The following is a 13,503-nucleotide window of genomic DNA, read 5'->3' as shown; positions in this document are numbered from 1 at the left end:
AGATTTCTTCTAAAAATCCTCCGCCTTCTTGTTGCTGCCAATTCTTCTTCTTTTTCTAAAATCGGGTATACATATTCTTCTCTGATTTTTTGTTTCTGCCAGGCTAGAGTGCCCGGCTGTGCTTTATTTATTGATCTTGTCATTTCCTGTTTCAGCTCACTTTACTTTTAATTTCTTTGAGTATTCCTTTAGCTCATGCCCACACCGTGCAGTGAACGTATGATCGGCTCTTCCCGGGGTTATCCTCTTCTCTCGGAAGATGACATCATTTCCGGGGATCGGTAAAATTCCGAAAACGACTGATATAATGCGGCAACAGCCGATAAATTACGGAGACAGCTGCTGTTTTTACCTGATTGCCGCTTATTCATATGAACCGCAGTTTATCCTGAACCGGCGGGATCATCTGTTTGATTCTGCGGGTAGAGTAATAAAGACGAAAAACCCCGAGCGATTTTTCGTCCCCTCATTGAAAGCTCTCGTTGAAATCGTTCATTCAGCAGATCAATGGTGATGACCATTGCCTTTCTTCATCATGCTCGGCATCATGAACAGATGCATTAATGGGCAAATCAGAACCGCAGCCAGTATGAGCAGGTTGCCCGAACCTGAAACACCGCCCGTGAAGAATAAACCTGCGATGACAGCAATCGGAATGAGAAAACAAATGGCCATCATCAAGTTATGGCTGTGCTGATGTGTTCCGTGACTGTCGTGGTTTTCATGATTCTGGGCATGATTTTCATGTCCCTGATCGTTATGATCGTGGTTTCCGCAACAAAGCATGTTGATCCCTCCCTGACTTTTCAGCTTTTTTCATTTTTAAGCTGACGAAGTTCTTTTCTCAGCTGTTCATTCTGTTCTTTGACTGCGTTCAACTTGTTCTGCTGATCCTGTAGGTGTTGATGTGTTCCGTGCTGATGGTCCCCGCTCTGATGACTCTCATGATGATGATTGCCGCAGCAAGACATATAGCATTCCTCCATTATTATTCCTTATTTTTTAACTGCTGAAGTTCTTCCCGCAGAAGGTCGTTCTGCTCTTTCAAAGCATTCAGTTCATTTGCATCTTTAGCCTCTTTATGGTGTTCAGAGTGATCCGTGTCTGAATGATGTCCCTTCATCATAAACATCATCGGGAGCATCATCAGGGGACAGGCAAGTAATAGCAGCCAGCTCAGGTCCATGGTCCTTCCCTCCTCTCTACACTTAGTAGTGTAGAAAAGAATTGTGTGGAATCTGTGTGGAAAACATGTAGAATCGGAGTATTAACAAAAAATGTTGATTGCTGATGATCGATCTATTGTCCGACCGCAGCCATTATGGGCCGTTTATCAGCCATAGCAGCTGGTTGATCAGCCGTTACAGAGAGGTAATCGACATTACGTCTGATTGACTCATCGTTGCCGGGGAATATTGATCGAGAAATGGGGACGCTCTTTAAGGGAGTCGATTGCTTCGAAAAGAACCCTTTATAAATTCGCGGCACAGTGCGGCCGTGAACGAAAGAGGCAATCATCATCCAAAAAGTAAAAGCGTTATCTCTTCTTCCTGAAATGAAACCATATATAAAAGCCGACAAAAAGAAGCACCGGGCAGGCCAGCCACATGCAAACCCGGACAAGAGTCTTTCCAAAGGAAAGTAAATTTTCATGGCCGAATGCATTTGCAGAAAAAAGAAGACAGGTCAGCCCCATAATGATCAGAAGGAGCGAAAAAAACCAATCAATTTTTTTCATGACTTTATCCTGCCTTTCCCTTGCTTTTCTTCATAAGGCAAAATCAATCGGAATGTAGTGCCGCTACCCGGTTCGCTGTCAACCTGAACCGTGCCGCCCTGCATTTCAACATATTTCTTGACAATAGACAATCCTAAGCCGGTTCCGCCGAATTTCCGGGCCCGCGACTTCTCGACCCGGTAAAAGCGCTCAAAAATATAAGGCAGCTCATCTTTTGGAATACCGACGCCGGTGTCCGAAACGGAGAGAACGGCTGCTTCCTTTTGCCCGCTCAGTCGGACAAGAATACTTCCCTTTTCCGTATAACGGATCGCATTTTCCAGAAGATTTAACAGGACCTGTTCCATCCTTTGGCGATCCCCGCGGACGAAAGGCACCCGATCGTGCAGATCCATCTGCAGACTCAAATGTTTCTTTTCTGCCCTGAGTTTCACTTTCTGGACGGCTGTCCGGATGATTTCCCTCAGATCCAGCGGCTCCGGCTTCAGTTTGATCTGCCCCTCCTCCATCTTGGAAAGGGTGAACAGATCATTAATTAAATGTTCGAGACGCAGCGATTCCTGATAAATAATCGACAAATATTGTTTTTTTTCCTTGTCGGATTCAACCAGTCCGTCAGTCAGAACTTTGGCATACCCCTGCAGATACGTGACGGGTGTCCGCAGTTCATGCGAAATATTGGAGAAAAAAGCCTGCCGCGTGTCCCGGTATCTTTGCAGACTGGCTGCCAGATCATTAATCGAGTGTCCGAGCATCCCGATCTCATCGCGGCTTCCGACCCGGAGCCGTGTATCCCAATTCCCGTTCGCCATTTTCTCGGTCATTTGCTGCATTTGAAGCAGCGGCCGGGACAGCAGTTTGCTCATGATCAGAATCATACCCAGCGCAAGAAGAAAGGCACCTAAACCGGACAGCATCAGTAAATTTCTGAGCCGTCCCAGAGAGTTGTCAATTTCTGTCATAGAAGAGACAATATAGATCGCCGGCCGGGCCGATGAATCCGTCCTGATCGGTCTGCCCACCACATAAAAGCGCCGGCCGCTTGTATTGCCGGACATATATTCTACCGGGTATCCGGACAGGAGCCGCTTGGTATCACGTGCCCTGACGAAAGACGGATCCGCCAGTTTTGTTCCTGAAAGCGTCAGGACCTTTCCGTCATCACTGAGCCAGTAGACTTTCACATTGGAAAATTCGGCAAAATTGCGGATCATGGACTGTACAGAAGAATCGCCGGACTCCGCCATCGTCGTAAAATGATCGGCTATTCCCTGTGCGTTATCTCTCATTTGCGCATCATAAAAATTAGTGAACAGCCGATCGACGGCAAAGCCGGCGGACGCCAGGATCACAATCATGAGTACAATGATCGCCGCACCCAATTTCAGTCCGATTCGATTGATATTCATGGCCTTCTGACCTCGGCCTCGAATTTATAACCGACTCCCCATGTCGTTTGGATGGGGTTATATGCTAAGCCGGATTTTTTTAATTTTTCTCTTATATTTTTAATATGAATATCAACGACCCGGGCATCGCCTTCGAAATCATAGCCCCAGATTTGTTCAATTAACTGCTCGCGCGACAGAACCCGTCCGCTGTTCTGAGCCAGTACGGCAAAGAGATCGAATTCTTTGTGTGTCATCTCGATGGGCTGTTCATGGACAAGAACCCGGCGCCCGTCCCGGTCAATCGTCAATGCCGGGAAATTCAGGACGTTGTCTGCCGTCTGTTTCGTTGAAACGGAAGATGCCCGGCGAATCAATGCATGAACCCGGGCAATCAATTCATCCGGATCAAAGGGTTTTGTTAAATAATCGTCGGCTCCGATTTCCAGTCCCTGTACTTTCTCCTTGGTCTCGCCTAAAGCGGTCAGCATCAGAATGGGAACGGATTGTGTCTGACGAATCGACCTGCAGACTTCCCAGCCGTCCATATTGGGCATCATGACATCCAGTATGACCAGGTCAAAGGACAGATTGCGAACCTTCGTCATCGCTTCGCGGCCGTCTGATGCTTCAACGGTATCAAATCCTTCTTTAGACAGATAAATGCGCAGCAAATTGCGCAGTTTCCAGTCATCATCCACCAGCAGGACTTTTAATTTCTTCATGCTCATCACCTTCTCCCATCATACAACAGATTTTTCTTCTTCGGATGACATTTTTTAACAGAAAACAGCCAATGGCAAACCTCTCCTCTGAAAGGCGGCCTACTCATAAAAATAGTTGGAAAACTTGAACAAGCAGATGGATTTATTTACCCATTTTTCTTAACAGCTTCTTATGGCATACGCTTAGTATGATAATAGCAAGAACAATCAATGCTAAAATGAATAAAGCGGCATGCAGGAAAAAGGTTTCCGGAAGTATGTTTATGACCGGGTCGGCAACGGGATCAAATAACCAGTCATTATTTCTAAAAAAGAGCAGATGGAACACTGTGAATGATGCATCAAAGTTCACAACGAACGCTGCCAGTACCGCAATGATAAAAGACAAAAGAATAAGAGACGCTGTTTTCAGAAAAACGACCTTCCCCTGTTTCATGCTGCGGTACAGGCCGGATCAGGCCAGTTATAATTAAGAGTATTTCAATAGAAGTAATAATCTTCCTTACATCCGCAATGTGAATTTGTCCGCGCTCTGAATAGGGCAGGGACGGAAGCCTGAAAGACTGGGATAGCGGATTGGACAACTAGTGAATCATGTAATGATAGTTTTTCAATAATTCCGGTTCTGCTGATTCCGGCCAGCCTGTCAATCCCCAGATAGCCAATATCAATAAAGCGGCTTAAATAACAGAGCAATTACTATGGCAAGGCTGACGACAAAAAGAGCAGGATTTATCGAAAGCAGGAGCTGAAATCGTCTGGATTTTTCTTTATGCATCGGCGGCACCCAACCTGTATGAAATAATATTTTTAAACGTGATCAGAGAATTGGGAAATAAAATTCTGCCAGTCATCTGCTTATGCTTTGTTCGTTTAAAATCCGCAGTATTCTCTTTCCGATCTATTGTTGACAGAGCCGATCAGCGTTTTATCTGCTTCTTTTTAAGATCCTCCCAAAACTTCTTGTATTGATTTTAGGCGGCGAATTATTATTTGGAACTTTTATCCTTTGATTTTTAGGATAAACATTATTGGACCCTTGACCGCTGTTTGACTTGAAAATCTTCCCGCTATTTTTCTCTACTGAATGAATCGCCTGTCCGACATCTTTTGTGACGTTGTCTTTTATTTTTGAGAAGGTACTTGAAAATGTGTTCCCGTTACTGCCGGAGCGGCTCCGTTTAATGATCGAGCCGGTCGTCTGCTTCGTTATAGGAGGAATAATTTTCTTCTCAGCGGCTGTCGCCGCCTGATACTTTGCCTTCGACCGGATCGTATTCCCGTTTGCGTATCCGCGATAACTGCCCGGAGAACGGCCTAATTGATACAACTTGTCAAGAAGGACTCCGGAAAGAAATCCCTGGAGAAATGACGAACTGTAGTTGCTGCGGACAAATTCTTTATTACTCACTTCAATCAGAGTATTTTCAGGATTCTTCTCGTCTCTCTGAAGGTTGTATAATTCGTCCGGATAAACAAGAAACATCTGCTGATTGCTGTTTTTGGATATCTGATCCGGTTTTTTCTGGCTGCTCAGTTCCCTGGCCACTTCGGGAACGGACTTTTTGTCAGCCTGATAGATATAGGATTGCTGATTTCCGTTTTTGGACACGGAGATCAGCGGATAGCCCCCTTTTACGGCCTGCTGCCCGGACCCGGAACATCCGGCTAAGAGGGATGCCCCGATAACTAAAGCCAGAACAATCTTTAGGATGTTCGACCATCGTTTGAACATATTCAACGCTCCTCCCGCTCACGACTGAATGACTTTGACATCTGCCGGCAGAACCTCTTCTCCTTCGTAAAGCATGATCCGGCCCGCCTGCCATTCGATGCGAAGCAATTTCCAGTTATCCGATTGGAAGTCCCAGAGGTAGCGCTCATCGGAAGATGGAAACGGGGTATTGCCCGATGAATGGGCCGGGCCGATCGCCTGATCCTCCATGTGATAGATTGTTCCGTCCATTTCAATCGTTGTCGGTATTTCATCAATGTTTTCCAGGCGCCCGTCAATCGCCTCATATAGGGACAGTTCCAGTTTTTCTCGTTTGGCAACCCGTAAATATCGAATCGTGCTGCCGTCTTTTATCGTAAAAAAAACTTCCTGACGCTGCGGGAAAAGTGTTTTGCCGGCAACAGTATAACTAGTGAGAGAAATATCAACAACATCGTTTAGTGACAGCGTATAAGCTGTTTTTTCTTCAATTGGGGGTTCGGGTTTTTTCACCAAATTGACGATTCGCTGAAAGATTGACATTCTTTTCTCCCTTCCGCAAAAATAACGCCGACAGCCGGCTTGGAATACCGCTCGGCATGTCGGCTGACTATTTTTGCCTGTCGTTCTTTTATTTTTTATGCTGTTCGATCAGTCTTGCCAGTTCGTCCTCGACTTTTTTGTCCTTCCCCAGGTTCTCAAATTCTTCATCGATCGACTTCTCTTTTTTATAGACTTCTCCGCTTGCTTCGGCCTCTGCCTCCATCTGCAGTGTCTTTTCTTCCATCCGTTTCAGGCCTGCCATGGCCGTGCTGGAATCAAAGCCGGACATCGTGTCATTAATTTTTTTCTGCGCCTCGGCGGCATTGACCCTTGCGACCAGCGTCTCTCTCCTGTCTTTCAGTTCGGCAACCTGCTTGCGCATCTCTTCCAGTTTCTGACGAAGATTTTCAGCTGCGGCTTGATTTTGCTCGTAGCGTTCCTTGTATTCGCTCATTTTCTGTTCGGCGTTTTGTTTGTCCTCAATGACTCTTCGCGCCAGATCTGTATCTCCGTTTTCAACAGCCAGGTGCGCCTGTTCTTCCCGTTTGGCAACCAGCGCTTTTTGTTCCTCATAAAGCGTCTTGAATTTTTTTTCAAGGGCAATTTGCGAAGCGACGCCCCGTTCAGCCTCACTCAGATCTTCCTGCATGTCGCGCAGATACTGGTCGGTCATTTTAACCGGGTCTTCCGCCTTTTCAATTAACGCATAGATATTGGAAGCTGTCAGATCACGCAATCTCTTAAATAATGACATTCTATAGAACCTCCTGACTGTTTTTCGGATTGTTTTTGCTGCGTGCAGAGGATGCCGGCAAAACGAACCCGGTGCTTATCCAAGCGATAAGGATTCGCTCGTTTGACTTTTATCAGCAGCCATGCTCCCCCCTTCTCCGTTATAAACAGATTACATGATAATTATGTAGAAACCATGTAAAAGGAACACTATTTTTCGTGAAAGCAATGCTTATTTTAACGATCAGGGCTTATTTGATGGTGCTGTTCCTTTTATTGATCAAAAAAAGTGCCCCTCCCCTCTCAGGCGGGACACTTTCCGGATTAATGCTGCCCGACGACATCGTAGCCCTGTTCTTCGACTGCGTCTTTCATGTTGCTGAACTGCACTTTAGCTTCATCATAATGAACATTGACTTTACCGGTATCGAGATTAACGTCGACTTCGGAAACACCATCAAGATCCCTTAAAGCATTTCTCACGGAAGCTTTACAGTGCCCGCAGTGCATGCCTTTAACATCCAGAGTCGTATGTGTCATCATTTACATCTCCTTATTTTTAATTTGTCGCTGCAGGCCGTCGAAAGCTTTCAAAAAATAATTGGCTGCCTTTTTAATCACTGCTGTCCGACGACATCGTAGCCTTTTTCTTCGACCGCTTCTTTCATGTTGCTGAACTGCACCTTGGACTCGTCATATTCGACTGCTGCTTTTCCTGCCTTCAGATCGACGTCAACGGCCGACACCCCGTCAAGATCTTTCAGCGTCTTCGTGACTAGGTGTTTGCAGTGATCCGACATCATACCCTTAACTTCAAGTGTTGTTTTTGCCATAAGTATTCGATCTCCTTTTTTTATTCTTTCTTTATTTCGAACCTCGCTCACAGTCCAATGGTCCGCACAAAATCAGACTTTAACCCGTTTCAGACGCAAACTGTTTGTCACAACGGAAACGGAACTGAAGGCCATCGCGGCACCGGCTACCCATGGGGCAAGCAGGCCGAGAGCGGCCACCGGGATGCCGACCGTGTTATAAAACAGCGCCCAGAACAAGTTCTGGCGAATATTCCGCATCGTTTTCCGGCTGAGATCAATCGCCTTCGGAATATGCATCAGATCGCCGCCGACCAGCGTGATATCGGCTGCTTCAATCGCAACGTCCGTACCCGTGCCGATCGCCATGCCGATGTCTGCTGTAGCTAACGCCGGGGCGTCATTGATGCCGTCGCCGACCATGGCTACCTTCAGCCCTTCATTCTGTAAAACTTTAACTTTTGCCGCTTTCTCCTCGGGAAGAACCTCGGCAAAAACATGGTCGATACCGGCCTGCCGGGCGATCGCCCGGGCCGTGCGTTCATTGTCGCCCGTAATCATGTAAACGGAGAGACCGCGCGCTTTCAATTTTTCAATCGCCTGTTTCGAAGAGTTCTTAATCGTGTCCGCTACGGCAATGATTCCCTGAAGCTTGCCGTCATAGGCGACAAGCATCGCCGTTTTCCCATCGGATTCAAGCCGATGCATCTGTTCTTCCGTGTCCAGATAAGGAATACCCTCTTCTTTCATGAGCCGGCGCGTGCCGATCGCCAGTTCTTTACCGGAAACAGCTGCCTTGATCCCATAGCCGGCGAGCGCATGAAATTGATTCGGAACAGCGATATCCGTACTGCCTGTCTTTCCGTAGGCAACGATCGCCTGGGCGAGCGGATGTTCACTCGCAGATTCGGCAGAAGCGGCAAGGGCCACTAATTGCTTACGGTCAGCCCCATTGAGCGGGATGACGTCGGTGACTTCCGGTTTCCCGTTAGTGACGGTCCCCGTCTTATCGAAGAGAATCGCCTGCAGATTTTGCGTCGTTTCCAGATACTCACCTCCTTTAAAGAGAATACCGTTCTCCGCTCCTTTGCCCGTGCCGACCATAATCGATGTCGGTGTCGCAAGGCCGAGCGCACACGGGCAGGCGATGACCAGTACGCTGATCGCCGCGATGAGAGCCGGGGCAAACTGGCCGGGCGTGACTAAGAAAATCCAGGTCAGAAAAGCAAGGACAGAGATGCCGATAACAATCGGGACAAAAATACCCGAGATGCTGTCGGCCAGACGCTGGATCGGCGCCTTCGATCCCTGTGCTTCCTCGACAATTTTAACGATGCCGGCCAAGGCCGTCTCTTTGCCGACTTTTTCAGCCTTCATCGCCAACATGCCGTTGGCGTTCACAGTCGCACCGATCAGTTTGTCACCTTTCTGTTTCTCGACGGGAATCGATTCTCCCGTAATCATCGATTCATCGACCGATGAATGGCCATCTACAACCTTGCCGTCCACCGGTATTTTTTCGCCGGGCTTCACTCTTAACAAATCACCGACGGCCACCTGATCAATCGGCACCTTGCGCTCCTTCCCGTCTTCTATAAGGGTCGCTTCCTTTGCCTGAAGGCCCATGAGCTGGGTAATCGCCGCAGTGGTCTGCCGCTTTGCCCGGGTTTCAAGATATTTGCCCAAGAGGACGAGCGTAATTAAGATCGCACTGGTTTCAAAATAAAGATCAGGGCTGGCCAGTCCGCCGAACTGATAACGGAACGTCTCAAACGCACTGTAAAAATAGGCGGCGCTCGTTCCCAATGCGACCAGCACATCCATATTGGCGCTCTTGTTTACTAACGCTTTTGTCCCGCCGACATAAAATTGCCCGCCGATGTAGAATTGAACGATGCCGGCCAGCACGAGCTGGAACCACGGATTCATCAGCAGCTGCGGAATCGGCAGCCCCGTATTAAAAGGAAGATGAGCAATCATTGTGTAAAGAAGGGGCAAAGAGAGAATAACGGACGCGATCAATTTTTGCCGCTTTCTCCTCAGTTCCTTGTCCTTTTCATCTTCCGCCTCTGTCCGTTTCGGAACGGCTTTATAGCCGAGCTTCTTGACTCGATCGTAAATTGCCTCCGGTTCTGTGATCCCCGGCTGGAAAATCACGGTACCCGATTCAGTCGCCAGATTAACCTGTGCGGACACGACGCCGGCCATCCGCTTCAGCCCTTTTTCGATACGCGCGGCGCAGGAAGCGCAGGTCATCCCGAGAATATCGGCGTCCAGTCGCTGCGTCCGTACCCCGTACCCCAACTTCTCAATCTTCTGCACAATATCCGTGGGTTTTGCCTTTTCTTCGTCTATCGTTACTTTCGCTTTCTCCAGAGCGAGATTGACGTTTGCTTGGACGCCGTCCATCCTATTCAGAGATTTTTCTATTCTTGTCGAGCAGGAAGCACAGGTCATTCCTGTAATCCCGATCTGCAAGGCCTTTGCATTCATAAGCCTCATCCCCCTATATCAAACTCACATGGAAAACATGTGAACGATAAGAAAAGTAGTCGGACTTGCCGTCCGCAAATCCAGTTGCTGCCCAGAAGCCCGTGTGGAAGCTATTACCATCTCCCTTCTTCAGCTTTGATTATACCCATAGGGGGTATAATTGTCAAATTTAAAATCGCACTATTTGCTTTAAGAAATGATTGCCGCGCTTTTCGCTCTTTATTCTAATAAGGAAATGTGTTGTTTCTATGTTGAAAATGAAAAAGGTCATATCTTTCTTGAAAACATTTTCAGACAGGCTTAAATAAAACAGGACAAAGATTGATCCGTTCTGTCCCTGCATGTTTTTGGAGTTAAAGTATTCTTCATTCATTTCACGTTGGTCCGGCGTTTGCTTACTTTTGAATTGTCCATTCATTAACCATGATCTCTTTTTCCCATCCGGTTATTCTTCACAGTTTCTTCACATTTGTCTTATACACTTGTGAAAATCAGATAAGGAGAGTGCTTAAATGAAAAGAGTCTTTTTTGCCGCAATGACTGTTTCGGCATTATTGCTGATCACAGCATGTTCTGCAGCAACAAAAAGTAACAGCCGTTCAGGAGACAACACGGCGGCTGCGGGCAGCGAATCTGCCGTATCATCATCTGCCGGAATATTAAGGGGACCCAATATTACACTCGTTGCTGAAAAAGGTACTCAAAAGCTCGGCAACGGGACAACCGTCCCTGTCTGGACATTTAACGGCTCGGTTCTGGGGCCTGAGATCCGTGTGAGCAAGGGGCAAAAAATCCGTGTCACACTGAAAAACAATCTATCGGCTCCGGTATCGATCCACTGGCACGGCTATCCCGTTCCCAATAAAGTTGACGGCGCCCCCGGGGTGACACAAAATGCCGTTGCACCGGGAAAGAGCTATACGTATGAATTTGTTGCCGATAAACCGGGAACTTATTGGTATCATTCCCATCAGGATTCTGTGAATCAGGTGGATCGCGGATTATACGGTGCGTTTATTGTCGAAGACCCGGCAGAAAAATATGATAGGGATTATACTCTGATGCTGGATGAATGGGTAACGGATAAGAATCAGATCACAAATCAGATAAAAACGATGACTTCCGGCGTGCAAAATAATACGAACAGCGGAATGGGAAGCATGTCCGGTATGGATATGGGCGGTTCGGGCAGCGGCAGCAGTATGAATATGGACGGCACGAACCCGCCCGGAAATATGATGAAAGATAACATGAGCATGTACGACCTGTTTACCATCAATGGAAAAAGCGGCAGTTCAGTGAAATCCTTAACGGTCAAAAAGGGCGATAAAGTCCGTCTCCGTTTCATTAACAGCGGCTATCTTGTGCACAATATTCATATCCATGGCCACAGTATTAAGGTCATCGCCGCCGACGGACAGCCCGTCAACAACCCACAGGCCGTTAAGAACCGGGTGATTTCCATTGCTCCCGGAGAGCGGTATGATGTTTCCTTCACTGCCGATAATCCGGGAAAATGGTATATCGAGGATCATGGGACGGTAAAAGGTACGGACGGGATGAGGGCGCTGATTGACTACGAAGGCAGTACGGCCGCAGCCGATCGGTCCGATGCCGGAACGGCGCTGCCTGCGATTGATCTTGCCGATTACGGAACTCAGACCAAACCTGAATTCACGTTAAATCAAAAGTACGATGTCTCCTATACCATGAATCTCAACGCAGGAATGGATCAGAACGGGATGATTTATACAATCAACGGAAAAACCTTCCCGAATACGGATCCAATCCAGGTAAAGACCGGAGATCGAGTGAAAATCAAGATCGTCAATCGCGACCGGGCAAATAATCATCCGATGCATTTGCACGGCCACTTTTTCCAGGTTCTGAGCCGGAACGGAAAGCCTTTTACCGGTTCGCCCATCTATAAAGATACACTGAATGTCAAACCCGGAGAAACATACGAAATTGCTTTTCTGGCAAACAATCCCGGAATCTGGCTGTTTCATTGCCACGATCTTCATCATGCGAACGCCGGCATGGTAACGGAAGTAGAATACACGGACTATCATTCGAACTACGTGCCGAGCAGAACAGAAATGAATAAGCCCGAGTAAATCGGGCGATTGCCAAGAGTTAAGGGGGGATAAGCCGTTCCGGCCTGTCCCCCCTTGCTTTATAATGGATCCGATCAGTTACCCGTGCTCCGATTCCATTCATTCGTTTGTGAAAACATGTCCATGAAACCGGAAATTGACGGTTTCCCCTCAACTGAGAGATTATTTTTTCGTTTGAACGACCGGAATCATTTTTTCAAGATTTCTTTCATTTTTTTGTACTCTTCCGCCGTTATCTCACCTTGGGCAAACCGTTCCCTTAAAATTTCTTCACTGTGATTTTCTCTTCCCGATCCCGGTGCATGATGTAGCCGCCGAATCAGAACAAACGCCAGATAGATAATCGCGATAAAGAAGAGAAGCTGAATCAGCCATCCCGCGACACCCAGTCCGATACTCCAGCCGCCCATCATTCCGTCATTCCATCCCATCATTGCCGTCACGATCCTTTCTTTTTTTATTATCAAGGCCTGCAGCATGCCTCACCGGCCGGCAGACGGAGTGTGTTTTTCCGTCGTCCTCTTCTAAGCATACTCAGCGATTATGAAGAAACTGTTTAGAAAAGCGTTCAAAAATTGGTGCCCGTTCGGATCATAAGCTGCTCTTATTTAACTGGCCGTCGCATCGCGGTGAATCATCCGGACTTTTTCGAAAGCAGTTTTTTTAAACGTTCGCTGCCGCCGTTCTGACCGCCTCCCTTTATGCTATTTAGGTTATATGCGTATCTCTTTAGTTTTTTTCCCTGCTGCGCCGTCAAATGATGACCGACTTTTCCTGAGACCGTCAATCTCTCGAAAGACGAAGAGTATGCCTGCGATCTCTGAACTTCCGCGGCGGGCGATAAAAAGAACGATCGATAAAACAGGCGAGATGACCGATAATTCACGTATAATGACCGATAAACTCCCGACGATGGTCGATAAACCCGGCACGACGACCGATAAACTCCCAGTGAAGATCGATAAACCCGGCATAACGACCGATAAACTCCCGGTGAAGATCGATAAACCCGGCATAACGACCGATAAACTCCCGGTGAAGATCGATAAACCCGGCACGACGACCGATAAACTCCCAGTGAAGATCGATAAACCCGGCATAACGACCGATAAACTCCCAGTGAAGATCGATAAACCCGGCATAACGACCGATAAACTCCCGGTGAAGATCGATAAATTCCCGGACGCGGTTGGTCGATCAGTCAGAAATGATACCCATGTTCTGATTATTCGCACTTATTG

The 13,503-nt window shown here is 47.4% G+C and carries 16 protein-coding genes; 1 reads left to right on the top strand and 15 read right to left on the bottom strand.

The window, feature by feature from the left end; genetic code table 11:
* Positions 1-504 precede the first annotated feature (504 nt).
* From OYT88_RS08440 to OYT88_RS08385, 13 genes are all read right to left on the bottom strand, one after another.
* On the bottom strand, positions 505-786 hold the full coding sequence (locus OYT88_RS08440) for a DUF2933 domain-containing protein (RefSeq protein ID WP_274399290.1): 282 nt from the start codon (positions 784-786) through the stop codon (positions 505-507).
* A 202-nt stretch (positions 787-988) separates the two neighbouring features.
* The gene (locus OYT88_RS08435) at positions 989-1,186 is read right to left on the bottom strand and encodes a DUF2933 domain-containing protein (RefSeq protein WP_274399288.1); all 198 of its coding nucleotides are present in this window, start codon (positions 1,184-1,186) and stop codon (positions 989-991) included.
* Positions 1,187-1,537: 351 nt separating this feature from the next.
* Positions 1,538-1,738, bottom strand: coding sequence for a hypothetical protein (locus tag OYT88_RS08430; RefSeq protein ID WP_274399287.1), 201 nt, complete (start codon positions 1,736-1,738; stop codon positions 1,538-1,540).
* Positions 1,735-3,147 (bottom strand): HAMP domain-containing sensor histidine kinase, encoded by a 1,413-nt coding sequence (locus tag OYT88_RS08425; protein WP_274399286.1) that lies wholly within the window; start codon positions 3,145-3,147, stop codon positions 1,735-1,737. Before OYT88_RS08425 ends, OYT88_RS08430 begins: the two co-directional genes overlap by 4 nt.
* Positions 3,144-3,857 (bottom strand): response regulator transcription factor, encoded by a 714-nt coding sequence (locus tag OYT88_RS08420; protein WP_274399285.1) that lies wholly within the window; start codon positions 3,855-3,857, stop codon positions 3,144-3,146. The genes OYT88_RS08425 and OYT88_RS08420 overlap by 4 nt, the downstream gene beginning before the upstream one ends.
* A 136-nt stretch (positions 3,858-3,993) precedes the next feature.
* On the bottom strand, positions 3,994-4,287 hold the full coding sequence (locus tag OYT88_RS08415; RefSeq protein ID WP_274399284.1) for a TIGR01906 family membrane protein: 294 nt from the start codon (positions 4,285-4,287) through the stop codon (positions 3,994-3,996).
* The gene (locus OYT88_RS20900) at positions 4,193-4,435 is read right to left on the bottom strand and encodes a lipoprotein intramolecular transacylase Lit (protein ID WP_443217498.1); all 243 of its coding nucleotides are present in this window, start codon (positions 4,433-4,435) and stop codon (positions 4,193-4,195) included. Before OYT88_RS20900 ends, OYT88_RS08415 begins: the two co-directional genes overlap by 95 nt.
* Positions 4,436-4,779: 344 nt before the next feature.
* A complete protein-coding gene (locus OYT88_RS08410) occupies positions 4,780-5,586 on the bottom strand; it encodes a DUF4247 domain-containing protein (RefSeq protein ID WP_274399283.1) in 807 nt (268 codons plus the stop codon).
* An 18-nt stretch (positions 5,587-5,604) separates the two neighbouring features.
* Entirely contained in the window at positions 5,605-6,108 is a 504-nt protein-coding gene (locus OYT88_RS08405; protein ID WP_274399281.1) for a DUF4178 domain-containing protein, read from the bottom strand.
* Between the two features lie 88 nt (positions 6,109-6,196).
* Entirely contained in the window at positions 6,197-6,862 is a 666-nt protein-coding gene (locus tag OYT88_RS08400; protein ID WP_274399279.1) for a PspA/IM30 family protein, read from the bottom strand.
* 302 nt (positions 6,863-7,164) lie between these two features.
* Positions 7,165-7,380, bottom strand: coding sequence for a copper chaperone CopZ (gene copZ, locus OYT88_RS08395; protein WP_274399277.1), 216 nt, complete (start codon positions 7,378-7,380; stop codon positions 7,165-7,167).
* Between the two features lie 77 nt (positions 7,381-7,457).
* Complete coding sequence (locus OYT88_RS08390; protein ID WP_274399276.1) at positions 7,458-7,673, bottom strand: copper ion binding protein; 216 nt, start codon at positions 7,671-7,673, stop codon at positions 7,458-7,460.
* Positions 7,674-7,745: 72 nt separating this feature from the next.
* Positions 7,746-10,145, bottom strand: coding sequence for a heavy metal translocating P-type ATPase (locus OYT88_RS08385; protein WP_274399275.1), 2,400 nt, complete (start codon positions 10,143-10,145; stop codon positions 7,746-7,748).
* A gap of 512 nt (positions 10,146-10,657) precedes the next feature.
* Between OYT88_RS08385 and OYT88_RS08380 the strand changes: the two genes are divergently transcribed.
* Entirely contained in the window at positions 10,658-12,262 is a 1,605-nt protein-coding gene (locus OYT88_RS08380; RefSeq protein WP_274399274.1) for a multicopper oxidase family protein, read from the top strand.
* A gap of 188 nt (positions 12,263-12,450) precedes the next feature.
* Here OYT88_RS08380 and OYT88_RS08375 read toward each other — a convergent pair whose 3' ends face one another.
* On the bottom strand, positions 12,451-12,696 hold the full coding sequence (locus OYT88_RS08375) for an SHOCT domain-containing protein (protein WP_274399632.1): 246 nt from the start codon (positions 12,694-12,696) through the stop codon (positions 12,451-12,453).
* A gap of 279 nt (positions 12,697-12,975) precedes the next feature.
* Positions 12,976-13,497, bottom strand: coding sequence for a hypothetical protein (locus tag OYT88_RS08370; protein ID WP_274399272.1), 522 nt, complete (start codon positions 13,495-13,497; stop codon positions 12,976-12,978).
* Between the last annotated feature and the right edge of the window lie 6 nt (positions 13,498-13,503).

This window comes from Sporolactobacillus sp. CQH2019 (assembly GCF_028765345.1).
Taxonomy (GTDB): domain Bacteria; phylum Bacillota; class Bacilli; order Bacillales; family Sporolactobacillaceae; genus Sporolactobacillus.
Note: the sequence above shows the minus strand (reverse complement) of the source record. Positions and strands in the feature narration are given on the sequence as shown.

Bases quoted from the DNA above. Each gene is read 5' to 3' on its own strand.
- OYT88_RS08440 (WP_274399290.1), bottom strand. From the start codon at position 786: ATGCTTTGTTGCGGAAACCACGATCATAACGATCAGGGACATGAAAAT.
- OYT88_RS08435 (WP_274399288.1), bottom strand. From the start codon at position 1,186: ATGGACCTGAGCTGGCTGCTATTACTTGCCTGTCCCCTGATGATGCTC.
- OYT88_RS08430 (WP_274399287.1), bottom strand. From the start codon at position 1,738: ATGAAAAAAATTGATTGGTTTTTTTCGCTCCTTCTGATCATTATGGGG.
- OYT88_RS08425 (WP_274399286.1), bottom strand. From the start codon at position 3,147: ATGAATATCAATCGAATCGGACTGAAATTGGGTGCGGCGATCATTGTA.
- OYT88_RS08420 (WP_274399285.1), bottom strand. From the start codon at position 3,857: ATGAGCATGAAGAAATTAAAAGTCCTGCTGGTGGATGATGACTGGAAA.
- OYT88_RS08415 (WP_274399284.1), bottom strand. From the start codon at position 4,287: ATGAAACAGGGGAAGGTCGTTTTTCTGAAAACAGCGTCTCTTATTCTT.
- OYT88_RS08410 (WP_274399283.1), bottom strand. From the start codon at position 5,586: ATGTTCAAACGATGGTCGAACATCCTAAAGATTGTTCTGGCTTTAGTT.
- OYT88_RS08405 (WP_274399281.1), bottom strand. From the start codon at position 6,108: ATGTCAATCTTTCAGCGAATCGTCAATTTGGTGAAAAAACCCGAACCC.
- OYT88_RS08400 (WP_274399279.1), bottom strand. From the start codon at position 6,862: ATGTCATTATTTAAGAGATTGCGTGATCTGACAGCTTCCAATATCTAT.
- copZ (WP_274399277.1), bottom strand. From the start codon at position 7,380: ATGACACATACGACTCTGGATGTTAAAGGCATGCACTGCGGGCACTGT.
- OYT88_RS08390 (WP_274399276.1), bottom strand. From the start codon at position 7,673: ATGGCAAAAACAACACTTGAAGTTAAGGGTATGATGTCGGATCACTGC.
- OYT88_RS08385 (WP_274399275.1), bottom strand. From the start codon at position 10,145: ATGAATGCAAAGGCCTTGCAGATCGGGATTACAGGAATGACCTGTGCT.
- OYT88_RS08380 (WP_274399274.1), top strand. From the start codon at position 10,658: ATGAAAAGAGTCTTTTTTGCCGCAATGACTGTTTCGGCATTATTGCTG.
- OYT88_RS08375 (WP_274399632.1), bottom strand. From the start codon at position 12,696: ATGATGGGATGGAATGACGGAATGATGGGCGGCTGGAGTATCGGACTG.